Below are 12,839 nucleotides of genomic sequence, written 5' to 3' on the forward strand. Positions count from 1 at the left end.
CAGCAAGGCCCCACGAAGTGGAAGTCCTCCCCGAACGTCTCGCCCCGGAACTGGAACTCACGCGGGATGAACACCAGCGCCGGACCCGACTCGCTGCTCGCGAAGAACTCCTGGGCGCTCAGGCCCACTCCGAGGTCCGCCAGCATGGTGGCGATCTCCCCGTAGACGGCGTTCAGTCCGGCGTGCTCCGGCTCGAAGGTCGCGTACTCCCCGTCCGTACCGAGCGACCAGTGCTCGTTCGCGGCCAGCGTGGGAATGCTCCGCACGGCCGGTATCCCCCAGCTGTGCGCGAGGAGGCGGCCCGTCCACCCGGACAGTCCGTCGTGGACCAGCACGTCCGGACGGTCACCGGCGAACGCCTCGGCGAGCCTCGGGTACACCGCCTCGGTCTCGCGCACCAGGCCCCGCAGCACCTGTACGAAGTCGCCGGTGGTGAACCGGTCGACGCTCTCCAGGTCGTTCATCGCGTTCCGGGTCTGCCGCATGGTCGACTCGTACGGCACCAGCGTGGCGCCGGCCTCCTCGACCTCCGCGCCCTGGCGTGCGGTGACCGCGTAGCTGACGCGATGGCCGCGCGCCACGAGTTCCGCGACGATCCCCGCCGTCGGATTGACGTGGCCGGTTCCAGGAATGTTGAAGAAGGCGATATGGGACATCGAACCACCTGTGTTTCCGGGCGGGCAGAACTGTCATCGGACCGGCAACGTAGCAAAGGATTCTGCCCGTTCGGTATGCGCGGGCTCCGTCCGATGCCGTAATAGCGGGATGGTGAGCCCGCCTCTCACACCCGGGTGGGAGACGCGGGGTCGGCTTCCCACTCGTGCGGGGAGCGAGAAACCAGCGGGCCGACGGAAGAATTCGGGATGCTCCCCCGGACAGCATGGCGATCGCCGCCCGGACTTCGGGCGGCCCGACGGATGCATTCCCCATCCGTCGGAATATCCCTTGTCGAAGGAGGCACCATGCCCGTCGCCGACCTGCTGGCCGATGACCTGCTGGAGCTGGACGCCCTGACCGAGGACGAGCTCCTCACCGTCGAGGCGGACGAGAACGAGGCACAGGCCATCCTGTGCGCCTGCTGCTGCTCCTGGTGCGGTTGCTGAGCATCGGCCTGATACACGTCCCCCGGGAGGCCCTGCCTCCCGGGGGACGGCTGGACGCTGTCGCCCAGGAGACCGGAGTGTGCGATGACAGGTGATGTGCGCGATGACGAGTGAAGAGAACTGGGGCATGCCGCCCATCCCGATTCCGCCCCTCGGGGTGAAACGCCTTCTCCTGGTCGGTACCGGCTCTTCGAATGCCGCTTTCCTTCCGCTGTGGGTCAACTGGTTCCAGGTCAGTTACCCGCAGGTGGAATTGCGTATCGTCCTCACGCGCTCCGCGCAGCGTTTCGTGACCCGGGAGGGTCTTTCGGTTCTCACCAACCGGCTGGTTTTCGAGGATTCCTGGTCCGAGGAGCCGCAGACCCGGAAACTCCATGTGGAGCTGGCAAACTGGCCGGACGCCATTGCCGTATATCCGGCGGGCCTGCACTTCATCGCCCGCCTCGCCCAGGGCCTCGCCGACACTCCGGTGACGATGGCGCTGCAATGCACCGAGGCGCCGATCGCGCTGGCCGCCGCGCTGCCTCCGGGCGGCTGGGAGAGCGCGGCGATGGCGGACCACCGGGCGCGGCTGGAGCAGCGCGCCAATGTCGTGCTGTGTCCGCCGGTGACGGGGCTGAGCATGACGACCGGACGCCATGACGGCAACCAGCCGGACACCCTCCCGAACCTCCTCAGGAGTCTGGAGGACCTCCGCACCCGGCACGAGGCGGTGAACGGTGCGGGCTCCCGCTGAGCCGGGAGCGGCGGCCCGGCACGTGGCGGTCTGCACGGCCGCCGCGTACAGCCACATCGGCCCGCTGCTGGGCACGGTGGCCGAGCTGGTACGGCGCGGCGTCCACGTCAGTTACGCCACGACCGAGCAGTTCGCGCCGCTGGTGGAGTCCGTCGGTGCCACGCCCGTACCGGTGCGCTCCTCGCTCCCCGCGGACCCGGCCGACTGGCCCACGGACGTCCGCCGGCTGCCGCTCCTCTACCTCGACGACGCCCGCACCGCACTGCCCCAGCTGACGGCGGCCTTCGCGGGCAACCGCCCCGACCTCGTCCTCACCGAGGACCCTGCGGGCGCGGGCAGCGTCCTCGCCGCCCGGTGGGGCATCCCGTCGATGCAGGTCTGGACGTACCTGGCGGCACCCCGCCATTGGTCCCTGGCCCCGTCCGGGACACCCGAGGCGAACCCGGCGGCACCCGAATTCCTGTCCCGGCTGGGGGAGTTCCTCGTAGCCGAGGGCATACGGGCCACAGCACGGGAGCACCTGACCACGGCGCTGTCGGGCGGACTGGTCCTGATCCCCCGCTCCTTCCAGCCGGACGGTGACTCCTTCGGCGAGGAGTACGCCTTCGTGGGCCCGACCCCGGCCCCCGAACCGGCGGACTGGACACCGCCCGACACGGACACCCCTGTCGCCCTGGTCTCCCTGGGTTCGATCGACCACACCCACCCGGAGTTCTTCGCGACGGTCGCCGAAGCGTTCACCGATCTCCCCTGGCATGTCGTGATGGCGACCGGCGACTGCCGCGGCCTGCCCCCGCTTCCGGCGAACGTCGAGGCGCGTTCCTGGGTGCCCAACAGGGCCGTACTGCGCCATGCCGCCCTGGCCATCCACCACGGCGGGATGGCCACCACGATGGAGGCCCTCCAGCACGGCGTGCCGTCTGTGGTGGTGCCCCGGCTGCCCGAACAGGCCGGCACCGCACGGCGCGTGCGCGAGCTGGGCCTGGGCATGGCGATCCCGTTCCGCTCGGTCGCCCCGGAGGCGCTGCGCACCGCGGCACTGCGCCTGCACACGCACGACGGCGTCCGCCGCCGGGTGGCCGCGATGCGCGAGGAGATCCGCCGTGCGGGCGGCGCCCGCGCGGCGGCCGACGCCGTCCTGCGCCGCCTCGCTCCCGTATGAGCGCCGAAGTGATCGGTGACGGATTCATCGCCCGCTACCTCCGCCGCCACCCGCTTCCGCACCACTGGGTGACCGTGCTGGCCGCGGGAGTCTCCAGCCCCTCGGAGTCCGCGCCGGAGCAGTTCGCCCGCGAGGCACGGCTGGTGACCGCCACCGTCCGCCGCTGCCGGGAGCAGCGCCGGCTGCTGGTCCTGCTGTCCACAGCGGCCACCGGCCTGTACGGCCGGCAGGGCGAGGGTCACGAGAGCGCGCGGATCACCCCGCTGACGCCTTACGGCCATCACAAGCTGGCGATGGAACGGCTGGTCACCGCCTCGGGCGCCGCCGCGCTGATCCTGCGCCTGAGTCATCTGGTCGGCCCGGACCAGAACCCGGCCCAGCTCATCCCGTCGCTGGTCCGTCAGGTCCGTTCGGGCACGGTCACCGTCCACCACGGGGCGCGCCGGGACCTGCTGGACGTACAGCACTTCGGCACGGTGCTGAACCGGCTGCTGGACCTCGGGGTGCACGGCCGTACCGTCAATGTGGCCTCAGGGGTCTCCTACCCGGCCGAGGAGATCGTCACCGCGGTCGAGGCGGCCCTGGGCAGTCGGGCGCACCGGGTCCCGCACCTGGTGCCGCCCGAGTCCCTGCGGATCTCCACCGACCGGATGCGGGCCTACGTCCCCGAGGCCGCGCACTTCGGCTTCGGCCCGTCCTACCTGGACGGCCTCATCGCGCGCTACGCGCCAGCCACGGTGTGAGGTTGGGGTCCACGATCAGTTCCTTGTAGGTCTCGTCCCCCGGGAGCGGCACGATGAGCCACTGGCCGGGCGGGAACAGCCGGCCCTTGGTTCGGGCGAGCCCGCCGTAGACGGATCGCAGGAACCCGGGCACGGAGTCCCGCGGCACATCGTTGAACTCCACCCCGTCGACGGTGATCCGCGCGTCGTCCTCGGGGAAGAGCCGGACGCTGACGGAGGGCGACCCGGCCAGCTCCACGAACGCCTCGTGCGGCAGCGAGCCGTCCGGGTCGAACACGGTGAACAGCTCGGCCGAGGTGCGACGAGAGGTCTGGTCGGCACCGATGTCGTCGGTGACGGTCATGCTCACCTCGAACTCCGCCGCTAGGTCACGAATCGCCACGACAGCGGACTCAGTGGTCGGCAGATGCGCTCTCTCCATGCCACCGATCATGCCCGACGAACCCCACAGAGGTCTAGACAATGTTTCACGGACGAGGTCGGCGTCGACGGCAAGTACCTCCACCACGGTACGAACGGCCGCTACGTGACCTTCAACCGCTCGTCCGAGGGGATCTGGGGCATGTACGCGGCCGGTGACCACCACCAGGTCGGGTACGGGTACGCCAGCTTCGGCGTCTGCAGCAGTTGAACGTGTCGGGACCGCAGGTGAGGGTGGGATGATCCTTCCCTGTTCGGTAGGCCAGGCGACGCCGCGTGTACCGGATTGCCGGTGTCCGACGAGGAAGACGATGGATCGATGACGTTGAACGTGGGCCAACGGGTGCGACTGGCGGCAGAGCTGCAGTTGACCGGATCGGTGACCCCGGCCGGGGAACCCTCGGAGGAGACGGGTGCCTTCGCCGCCTCTCTGGCCCTGGCAGCAGGCATCGAGGGCACCGTCGAGCGTGTGGACGAGCATCACCGTCAGCAGAGCCACGAGGTCCGCGAGTACCTGCGCCTCAGATCACTCCTCGACGACTTCGGCCACCAGATGCCGCCCGCGAGCAGAAGACAGCTGGAAGAGCAGGTGGAGGCCCTGGAAGCGCACTGGGTCGCCTACCAACAACGGATGCTCCGTGTCACGGTCCGCGTCCGGCTCGACAACGGATTCGTCCTCGACGCCGCCCCCGAGGAGGCTTTCACCTCCGCCTGACCAGGCGTCGGGGGCGCTCCCCCGCTTGAGATGCGGCGCGGCCATCTCCACGCCAGTGGCGCCGGGCTCCGCGAGGCGGTTCCCGGGGCAGCCACACACGACACGCACGGCACCCGTCGGGCCTTCGCCCTGACCGGGACGCTCTGAGGCCTGTGACGCTCTGGGCGTGAATCGCTCCGACTCCTGTGTATCTCCGACGCCCATGTCGCTCCGAGGCCTGTATCGCGTGCGGCCGGGCAGATGGTAGGCCGGAAGCCGGACCGGCAGCCGCCCGGGCGGGGACGCTCGCGGCCGGCCCGACACGCAAGGAGAGACGCGGACGATGGGGACGGTCGTGCACGTTCCGCAGACGCGGGACATGATCGGGGAGGAGCTGTCCGGCGACGAGGCGTTCACGGCGCTGCGCCGCTACGGCGGTGTGCGGTTGCTGGCCGACGCGTTCTCGCGGTTCCGCTACGCCGACGGCTTCACCAACGCGCGCGCCCTCGGTTTCCAGATCGTGCTGGGGATGGTGCCCTTCACGATCGCCCTCGTCGGCGTCGCCACGGCCGCGCACACCGAGAGCGTCGGACGGGTCGTCGAACTGACGTTGGGCCGGATCGTGCCGGGCGCCAGCACCGAGGTGGTCGAGGAGGCACTCGCCGGCACCCGGCGCAGCGCCCACTCCGACGTCTGGAGCACCATGGCCCTCTGGCTCGGTCTCGCCTTCTCGGTCCTCAACCTGGCCTCGGCGATGGGGCAGGTGGAACGGGGCGCCAACCGCATCTACGGCATCGAACGCGACCGGCCCTTCCCCCGCAAGTACGGCCGGGCCCTGCTGCTGGCCTTCGCCGCGGGCGTCCCGATGGTCCTGGGGTTCCTCGTCCTGGTGGCGGGTGAGGCCGTGGGCCGGTCGGCGGCCGAGGCACTCGGCTGGTCCGGGGCGCCCGGCTGGTGGGGAGCCCTGCGGACACCGGTCGGTGCGAGTCTCGCCTGGGTCGCCTCGGCCGTGGTCCTGCGCTGGTCACCCCGCCGGGTCCAGCCCGGCTACACCTGGCTGGCGTTCGGCTCGGCCGTACATCTCGTGCTCTGGGTCGGCGCCACCTGGCTGCTGACGCTCTACGTCGCCGAGAGCGGGTCCTTCGGTGCGGTGTACGGCCCCCTCACGGCGTTCGTGGCGCTGCTGCTGTGGGCCAACCTCAGCGGCGTGGCGCTCTTCCTTGGCATCGCGTTCGCCGCACAACTGGAGGCCGCGCGGGCGGGGTTGACCGATGCGGTACGTCCGGACCCGGGGGCCGGGCCCTGACAGCAGGGCCCGCCGGCCGTGGGGTGTCCCCGGCTCGGGACGGCCCGCGGGAGTGAGGCGGCGCGGGTGGGGCAACAGGTTGTGCGGGCCTGTCGGGCAGCCCGTTTCCCTGCCCTCGATGTCCAGGAGGAGATCCGGCGTGATCCTCGACGGCATACCCGCACCGCTCGACGACAGCACCTCGACCGGCACGGCGGAGCGCAAACAGCGCCTGCGCCGCCGCCTGGAGCGGCTGATCGGCGTCGCCGCGACCGAAGGCAACGCGCTGGTGCCCCTGCGCAACGGCGACGAGATCTTCCCCGCGATGCTCGGCGCGATCCGGTCGGCCCGGCACACCGTCGACATGATGACCTTCGTGTACTGGCGGGGGAAGATCGCCCATGACTTCGCGGGCGCGCTCGCCGAGCGCGCCCGCGCGGGGGTGCGAGTGCGGCTGCTGCTGGACGGATTCGGGGCCAAGGAGATCGAACGGGGCCTTCTCGACCTCATGAGCACCGCGGGTGTGCAGGTGGCGTGGTTCCGCAAACCGGCGTGGCTGTCGCCGTTCAAACAGAACCACCGCTGCCACCGCAAGGCCCTCGTCGTGGACGAGCACACCGCCTTCACCGGCGGCGTCGGCATCGCGCAGGAGTGGTGCGGTGACGCCCGTACGCCCGACGAGTGGCGCGACACCCACGTCCAGGTACGCGGCCCTGCGGTGGACGGCATCGCGGCGGCCTTCGCGCAGAACTGGGCCGAATGCCACAACGAACTCTTCGACGACCGCGACCGCTTCACCGAGCACCCCCAGGCCGGCTCGTCGGTCGTTCAGGTCGTGCGCGGCTCCGCCAGCATCGGCTGGCAGGACATGCAGACCCTCATCCGGGTCATGCTCACCTCCGCCGAGGAGCGCTTCCGACTGGCCACCGCGTATTTCGCCCCCGACACCTACTTCATCGACCTGCTGTGCGCGACCGCACGCCGTGGTGTGCGGGTCGAGATCCTGCTGCCCGGCCCCCACACCGACCAACGCGCCTGTCAGCTCGCCGGGCAGCACCACTACGCGCGGCTGCTGGACGCCGGCGTACGCATCCATCAGTACCTTCCGACGATGATGCACGCCAAGATCATCACTGTGGACTCGGTCGCCTCGCTCATCGGGTCCACCAACTTCAACCGCCGGTCCATGGACCATGACGAGGAGGTCATGCTGGCCGTCCTCGACGAGGACTTCACCGCTGTCCTCGACCGCGACTACGAGGCCGACCTGAGGCGCAGCGTGGACATCGACCTCACACGGTGGAGACGCCGCGCCCTGCTGCAACGCGTGAAAGAGGCCTCGGTCCTGCCGGTCCGGCGTTTCCTCTGAGCCGGCGTGCGGCACCCGCCGCGTGAGCACGGCGTTCTACGGCCGGCGAAGCGGGAACCGCGCGCGTTTCGACGTATCCGGACTCAGCCCGCAGGAGGGCGATTTCTCGCCGGTGCCGCGTCGCCGCTGCTCGACGCAGTGCGGGGCCGCCAGTGACGGGTTGGCGCATCGCGCCGTCGGCCGACGGAGTTTGGCCACGGCGGCGCCGGAGCATTATCCAGGTCCGTCACAGAGGTTCTGTCCGAGGTGACATCACATCCGGGCTGCATGAGCCCGGGCGGGGGGCGAACGCGATGGCAACACTGCCCGGCAGACCGTCCGACCCGGCGTCGGATCCGGCCGACGCAGCGCACGCGCGGGGCATTCGGAGCCGTACGGACGTCCCGGATGTCTCGGGCGCTCCGGACGCATCCAGCGCATCCAGCGCACCGGGGACGTCTGATACGCCGAGCGTGCCGGGCAGCGGCACCGCCTTAGGTGGTCCAGGGACGTCCACCGTGCCGAGCGCCGGTGACGGTGGCACGCCGTCGGGCGAAGCCGCACCGGACGGCGGTACGACGGGCGTCGATCTCCACAGGTCCGTCCGCTCGTTCGCCTTGATCGGCGGACTCGGTGGTGCCGCGGCGGTGCTGACGGCCGTCGCCCTTCTCCTCGGCAAGAGCCCGGTGGACTGGTTCGGCGACTCCGCCGCACCGAGCCCCACGACGTCGTCGCCGACCGAACCCTCCACGTCCGCTCCCGGCACCACTCCCCCGGCCGCCGTCGCCGCGTCCCGCGCCTCCGCGGTCACGATCCAGCAGCCCACCACTCACGACGGCGAACAGGTCGACGTCGAACAGTGCCAGGAGTTCCGCGGCACGGCCCGTCTTGCCGACGGTTTCACGCTGTGGCTGGCGGGCCACACGAAGGCGGACCCTCGCTACGCGCTGTACACCGAGGCATCCGTCTCCCCGGCGACCGGCCGGTGGACGGCCACCGCTCAACTGGGCGGACCCGGCGAGGCCGGCCAGAGCTTCGAGGTCGTCGCCGTAGCCGTACCCGCCGACGTCGCGGACTACCTCAGGGGTATCACCGACAGCAACAGCCGCCAACTGCTGCAGAACAAGGACGGTACGGGATCGTCCGTCGGCCTGTTCAACCCCGCGCTGCCCCCGGGTTCCGACACCGGACACAGCGACACCGTCACCGTCCGGCGTGCGGAAGCTCCGCCGAACTGCTGAACGCCACAGGAGAGACGATGGCCGTCCCGACCCCGAACCGAGGCAGTGCTCCGCAGGAGCAGGAGAGCGACGTACACCTGGTCGTGCTCGCGGCGCCCGTCACCTCCGGAGGCGACGGGCCGACGACTGCACATCGCGGACGACGCGGGCGACGCAGGCTCGCCGTGTTCGCGTCCGCGCTGCTGGTGACGGGGGCGCTGGCAGCGAGCCTGCCGTTCCTCGGCGACGCCGACGATGACACGTACGCGACTCCTCGTCCCGACCAGCGCACGGCGGACACCGTCCCTGATCCGGCGAGGCTCACTCCGACGGGCCGGCCGGCCCGAGCCACTTCCTCCCTGCTCCCGGTCCGTACGAGCGCGCAGCCCGGGCCGTCGGGTACGGGCGGGCCGGCCACCGGCCCGGACTCCCCCCGGCCGACCGGTGGTCGGGGTGCCACCGGCGCGGGCGGAGGCACAGCGGGCGCGCCGGGCGCATCGGGCACCTCGGCCGGTGGAGGTTCCTCTCCCGACGGCACGACCGGCCGGACTGCCGACGAGAACTCCACCCGTGCCGCCGCCGTGTCCTTCACCGACCCTGCCCCGCGAGGCGACGCCTATGTCGAGGTGCCGCACTGCGCGCGACTCACCGGGACGGCGCTCATCCCTCAGGGCACCCGCCTGTGGTTCGCCGTGCGCTACACCGGCGACGCGCGCTACCAACTCATGGGCCCTGCCGAACTCGGCGCCCTGACCGCGGACCGGCGAACGCGGTGGTCGAAGGTCATCCGGCTCGGCAACCCGGACCAGTACCTCAAGGGCCGCGTCATCGCGCTGTTCGTCCCACAGCGCTGGGCCGATTACCTCATGGCCGCCAGGGGGTACGACGACCAGCGCCCGCTGCTCGACTCCGGCAAGGGCGACCCCTTAGGGATCTCCGCCCCAGTGCTGCCCCCGGACTCCAGCACGGAGGGCGAACTGAAAGTACAACGGGACCGCTCGGCCCCGTGCGACTAGAGCACGTTCCGTCGTGCCCGGCCCCGGGCCGGACAGGCGGGTCAAAAGCCGCAGGCGACGACGTCCCCTCGCCCCTCACTTGCTGAGCCGTTTGCGCAGCGCCGGCTTCGAGGCGCTCTCCCACGCCGTGTGCACCTGACGTTCCCGGGCGGCCGCGACGGGCTCCTCCCTGCCGTACAGCAGGCCCCAGGTGAAGGCGCTCTCGCCCGCTGTCGCGGCGGCCACGGCGAGTTCCCTGAGGGTGGCGCGGGCCACCACGCTGTCGTGGTGGTCGCCGAGGACGCTCTGGACGGCCTTGACGGACCGCCCCAGGCGCTTGGCCGGTTTGCCGAGCGCTCCACGGGCCGCCTCCGCCGCGTAGCGCACCCTTTTCGCCGCCTTGCGGGCGTTGTGCAGGGCCGCGTCACGTTCGTCGCCCGGCGGCAGGCTCAGTGCGGTGTCCATGCGCCCGGCCAGCCGGTGGAACTCCTTGAGCACAGCCTTCGCCATGACCTTGTCCGCGTCCTCGCCCGCCTTTGCCCGCAGCGGTGGCTTCTCCACGAACCCGGCGAGGGTGTCCAACAGGGTCAGGTAGCGGGGCGATCCGAGGGCGTCGAGCGTGCGCCGGTGGGCCTCGTCACCGTGACCGACGCCCCACACCTGCAGCCGGGCGGTCACCGGGCCGAGGACCAGTTCCCGGGGCAGGGACCCGACGCCGTGGGTCAGGCGCTCCCTCAGCACTTCCTGGTCACGCTCGGCGCCCAGCTCACCGGCCAGCCACTTCAGTTCGTCGCGGACCGGGTCCGTGACGTCACGGTTCAGCACGGTGCGGTACGAACGCAGACAGCTCCGCAGGCGACGGCACGCGACGCGCATCTTGTGGACCGCGTCGGGCCGGTCGAGGCGTACGGCCGGGTCGTACGCGGTGAGAGCTTCGAGCTGTTCCCGTACGTACGCCAGGACCTGCTCACCGGCCGATCCTCCGGGGCCCCCGGACCTGTCCCTGTCGTCGGCCGAGGCTGCCCCGGTCTCCTCCAGGGCCCGGGCGAGCTTCGACGGTGACTGCGCCCGAGCGATGCCCTGCTCGCGCAGCCCGGCCTCCACGGCGTCCAGGAGCGCCGGGTCGGTCTCGTTCCCGGCCAGCTCCACCTCCATCTCCCGCCACGCCGTAGGGGCAGCATGCGTACGCAGCGACTCCGCACGGACCGCGTCGACGGCGAGTTCGGCGAGGACGGCGTCCTCGGCGTCCGCGAGGCGCCACACCGCTCGGTCGGTGCGGATCCGCACCAGGGGCGTGAGCTCGGCTCCGCGCGTGCGTGACCGGATCAGGTCGAGCAGCGGTTGCGGGACGTCTGCCGCGAGAGGCGACTGGATCTCCTCCCGGCTGTCGCCCGTCATGGGCAGCTTGAGATGCCAGCCGGCATCGGCCCCACCGGTCCTGCGGCGCAGTGTCGCCTTGGCGCGGAAGAGGCGGAGGTCGGCGGTGTCGTAGTACACCGCGTCCAGCTCCGCGGTGCCTGAGGCGACAACCGTCGCGACGCCCTTCACCCGGTCCAGGCCGGGTAGCCAGGAAAGATCGGCGGAGGAAGGAACCTCGTACTTTCGCTCTGTTTCGCGCGTCGGCCTGACCATGACCTATAGGTAGACCGGCTGCGCCGATCGAAACACCGGCGCCACGACGGAGGGTTGGACAGCTTGCGCGGCGCGAAGGCGGCGGTCAGCGTCAGAGGCCACCGCGAGCGCTCCAGGTCCTGGTCCACGAGGGAGTGCGTCGCGTCGGGGTAGTGGGCGACGGCCAGGGACGCCGTGGGCAGGATCTCGCGGTGGACGGCTTCGGTCTCGGCGGCGTCCACGTCGATGTCGTGGCCCACCTGCTTCAAGCAGCTGAGCGGGGCGGTATTTCGGGCGCGGCGGGGTAACTGGACGCCCATCAGCCCTGTCGTGAGAAGGAGCCGATGATGACCGATGACGCCTACCTGTTCCTGCTCGACGACGCGTCCGCGCCGCTCGGCGTGCCCCCCACCGCCGTCGGGGAGCTCGCGTGCATGGAGACTCCCGCGGTACGCGCGTGGCTGGACGCGCATGAAGCAGCGCCCACGTCCCCGCACTTGCGCCTGCTGCCGCCGGAGGAGACGGCAGCCATCCCGGAGGGAGCGGAGCGGCTTCCCGTACCGCTGAGCGACGAGGAGCTGAGCCGGGTCCGCCATCAGAGGGCACCCGAGTCTCTGGCCCGGCTCGAGGACGAGCTGCTGGCCTACCGCGAGACCGCGAACGGCCGGGACGACCTGATCACGCGCGCACTGGCCGCCGGGGTGCCACCGCACCGCATCGTCGAACTGACCGGAGTCGATCCCGCGACGGTGTCCGCAGCGGCGGACGGCTGACGACACGGCGGCGCCGGCCCGCCCCGTCGGTCCGCTCGGTGTGCACGGCCAGGTCGTCGAGGCAGGCACCGACGCCTGCCGCTGCGCCTGCGCCCGCCGACAAGGGTCGGCGGAGGCGCGGCGCAGCTGCTCCACGACCCGATGCGGAAGCGGTTGGTCACTGACAAGGGCCGGTTCCCGGCCAAGGAGACGGTCTTCGGCCAACCGGCGTCGGGGACCGGAATGCCGGCTGCCGCATCATGCGAGTTCAGGGCGAGGCCGTCGTGGAGCGTGCGGACCTCACAACCGCAATGGCCCGGCCGAAAACGTCTGCCGCTCCGCGGTGAGGGCATCGTGGGTACCCCCTTCCGCCAGAGGCATGACTCGGTCCTCGCACTCCGTGACCTCTGAGGCGAATGTGACGGAAGGGAAGTCCCGAGGCGCGTCCCGGATGGCCTGCGGCCACTGTTGTGAACGAGGAAACCGCACACCTAGCTTTGTGCACTGCGTCGGCGCCCCGCTGATCGGGTGTGGCGCGCCGGCTCACGCAACGGGCGGGGCAACCCGCCTTCCGTTGGAGCGAATTCCTCGACGAAGGGATATGACGATGGCTTACGAGCGTCCCACTCTCACCAAGGTCGGCGACTTCCAGAAGGTCACGGGCCTGGCCGGGACGGGCAGCCCCGACCTGCTGGGCGGCCACAGCCTGCTCTGACCTTCTCCGCCCATCCTCCGACGGCCCTCCACGGCTGATCGGAGAGCGGGTCACA

At 71.2% G+C, this 12,839-nt stretch carries 13 protein-coding genes and 1 pseudogene; 11 read left to right on the plus strand and 3 right to left on the minus strand.

Annotation, left to right across the window (positions count from 1 at the left end; all coding sequences use genetic code 11):
• Positions 1–656 (minus strand): annotated as a pseudogene (locus ACIQ6Y_RS33740) (glycosyltransferase); the annotation flags it as partial.
• A 306-nt stretch (positions 657–962) separates the two neighbouring features.
• Between ACIQ6Y_RS33740 and ACIQ6Y_RS33745 the strand changes: the two are divergent.
• The 4 genes from ACIQ6Y_RS33745 to ACIQ6Y_RS33760 all read left to right on the plus strand — a co-directional run bounded on the left by ACIQ6Y_RS33745 (position 963) and on the right by ACIQ6Y_RS33760 (position 3,744).
• Complete coding sequence (locus ACIQ6Y_RS33745) at positions 963–1,103, plus strand: hypothetical protein (RefSeq protein WP_015657133.1); 141 nt, start codon at positions 963–965, stop codon at positions 1,101–1,103.
• 103 nt (positions 1,104–1,206) lie between these two features.
• The gene (locus ACIQ6Y_RS33750) at positions 1,207–1,839 is read left to right on the plus strand and encodes a flavoprotein (protein WP_404044958.1); all 633 of its coding nucleotides are present in this window, start codon (positions 1,207–1,209) and stop codon (positions 1,837–1,839) included.
• Complete coding sequence (locus tag ACIQ6Y_RS33755; protein WP_404044960.1) at positions 1,823–3,001, plus strand: macrolide family glycosyltransferase; 1,179 nt, start codon at positions 1,823–1,825, stop codon at positions 2,999–3,001. The genes ACIQ6Y_RS33750 and ACIQ6Y_RS33755 overlap by 17 nt, the downstream gene beginning before the upstream one ends.
• Positions 2,998–3,744 carry an NAD-dependent epimerase/dehydratase family protein gene (locus tag ACIQ6Y_RS33760; RefSeq protein ID WP_404044962.1) on the plus strand — a complete coding sequence of 249 codons (747 nt, stop codon included), beginning with the start codon at positions 2,998–3,000 and terminating at the stop codon, positions 3,742–3,744. Before ACIQ6Y_RS33755 ends, ACIQ6Y_RS33760 begins: the two co-directional genes overlap by 4 nt.
• Here ACIQ6Y_RS33760 and ACIQ6Y_RS33765 read toward each other — a convergent pair.
• Positions 3,713–4,165, minus strand: a complete 453-nt coding sequence (locus tag ACIQ6Y_RS33765; protein WP_404044965.1) for a hypothetical protein — start codon at positions 4,163–4,165, stop codon at positions 3,713–3,715. The two genes, ACIQ6Y_RS33760 and ACIQ6Y_RS33765, sit on opposite strands and share 32 nt — an antisense overlap.
• Before the next feature lie 318 nt (positions 4,166–4,483).
• Here ACIQ6Y_RS33765 and ACIQ6Y_RS33770 point away from each other — a divergent pair, with 318 nt between their 5' ends.
• The 5 genes from ACIQ6Y_RS33770 to ACIQ6Y_RS33790 all read left to right on the plus strand — a co-directional run bounded on the left by ACIQ6Y_RS33770 (position 4,484) and on the right by ACIQ6Y_RS33790 (position 9,727).
• Positions 4,484–4,879, plus strand: coding sequence for a hypothetical protein (locus ACIQ6Y_RS33770; protein ID WP_404044968.1), 396 nt, complete (start codon positions 4,484–4,486; stop codon positions 4,877–4,879).
• 322 nt (positions 4,880–5,201) lie between these two features.
• Complete coding sequence (locus tag ACIQ6Y_RS33775; RefSeq protein WP_404044970.1) at positions 5,202–6,164, plus strand: YihY/virulence factor BrkB family protein; 963 nt, start codon at positions 5,202–5,204, stop codon at positions 6,162–6,164.
• Positions 6,165–6,282: 118 nt separating this feature from the next.
• Positions 6,283–7,512: a phosphatidylserine/phosphatidylglycerophosphate/cardiolipin synthase family protein gene (locus tag ACIQ6Y_RS33780; RefSeq protein WP_404044973.1), complete on the plus strand. Its 1,230-nt coding sequence runs from the start codon at positions 6,283–6,285 to the stop codon at positions 7,510–7,512.
• A 497-nt stretch (positions 7,513–8,009) separates the two neighbouring features.
• Positions 8,010–8,732 (plus strand): hypothetical protein, encoded by a 723-nt coding sequence (locus ACIQ6Y_RS33785; RefSeq protein WP_404044976.1) that lies wholly within the window; start codon positions 8,010–8,012, stop codon positions 8,730–8,732.
• Between the two features lie 17 nt (positions 8,733–8,749).
• Positions 8,750–9,727, plus strand: a complete 978-nt coding sequence (locus tag ACIQ6Y_RS33790; protein ID WP_404044978.1) for a hypothetical protein — start codon at positions 8,750–8,752, stop codon at positions 9,725–9,727.
• 75 nt (positions 9,728–9,802) lie between these two features.
• Here the strand turns inward: ACIQ6Y_RS33790 and ACIQ6Y_RS33795 are convergent, their stop codons facing one another.
• On the minus strand, positions 9,803–11,338 hold the full coding sequence (locus ACIQ6Y_RS33795; protein ID WP_404044981.1) for a CHAD domain-containing protein: 1,536 nt from the start codon (positions 11,336–11,338) through the stop codon (positions 9,803–9,805).
• A gap of 326 nt (positions 11,339–11,664) precedes the next feature.
• On the opposite strand from ACIQ6Y_RS33795, the gene ACIQ6Y_RS33800 reads away from it, so the two are divergent.
• Together ACIQ6Y_RS33800 and ACIQ6Y_RS33805 are read left to right on the plus strand one after the other, a co-directional pair.
• Complete coding sequence (locus tag ACIQ6Y_RS33800) at positions 11,665–12,090, plus strand: DUF6003 family protein (RefSeq protein WP_404044982.1); 426 nt, start codon at positions 11,665–11,667, stop codon at positions 12,088–12,090.
• A gap of 586 nt (positions 12,091–12,676) precedes the next feature.
• Positions 12,677–12,784, plus strand: coding sequence for a keywimysin-related RiPP (locus tag ACIQ6Y_RS33805; RefSeq protein ID WP_110635242.1), 108 nt, complete (start codon positions 12,677–12,679; stop codon positions 12,782–12,784).
• Positions 12,785–12,839: the final 55 nt, after the last annotated feature.

This window comes from Streptomyces sp. NPDC096205 (assembly GCF_044763135.1).
Classification (GTDB): domain Bacteria; phylum Actinomycetota; class Actinomycetes; order Streptomycetales; family Streptomycetaceae; genus Streptomyces.

Bases quoted from the DNA above. Each gene is read 5' to 3' on its own strand.
- ACIQ6Y_RS33745 (WP_015657133.1), top strand. From the start codon at position 963: ATGCCCGTCGCCGACCTGCTGGCCGATGACCTGCTGGAGCTGGACGCC.
- ACIQ6Y_RS33750 (WP_404044958.1), top strand. From the start codon at position 1,207: ATGACGAGTGAAGAGAACTGGGGCATGCCGCCCATCCCGATTCCGCCC.
- ACIQ6Y_RS33760 (WP_404044962.1), top strand. From the start codon at position 2,998: ATGAGCGCCGAAGTGATCGGTGACGGATTCATCGCCCGCTACCTCCGC.
- ACIQ6Y_RS33765 (WP_404044965.1), bottom strand. From the start codon at position 4,165: ATGGAGAGAGCGCATCTGCCGACCACTGAGTCCGCTGTCGTGGCGATT.
- ACIQ6Y_RS33770 (WP_404044968.1), top strand. From the start codon at position 4,484: ATGACGTTGAACGTGGGCCAACGGGTGCGACTGGCGGCAGAGCTGCAG.
- ACIQ6Y_RS33775 (WP_404044970.1), top strand. From the start codon at position 5,202: ATGGGGACGGTCGTGCACGTTCCGCAGACGCGGGACATGATCGGGGAG.
- ACIQ6Y_RS33780 (WP_404044973.1), top strand. From the start codon at position 6,283: ATGTCCAGGAGGAGATCCGGCGTGATCCTCGACGGCATACCCGCACCG.
- ACIQ6Y_RS33790 (WP_404044978.1), top strand. From the start codon at position 8,750: ATGGCCGTCCCGACCCCGAACCGAGGCAGTGCTCCGCAGGAGCAGGAG.
- ACIQ6Y_RS33795 (WP_404044981.1), bottom strand. From the start codon at position 11,338: ATGGTCAGGCCGACGCGCGAAACAGAGCGAAAGTACGAGGTTCCTTCC.
- ACIQ6Y_RS33800 (WP_404044982.1), top strand. From the start codon at position 11,665: ATGACCGATGACGCCTACCTGTTCCTGCTCGACGACGCGTCCGCGCCG.
- ACIQ6Y_RS33805 (WP_110635242.1), top strand. From the start codon at position 12,677: ATGGCTTACGAGCGTCCCACTCTCACCAAGGTCGGCGACTTCCAGAAG.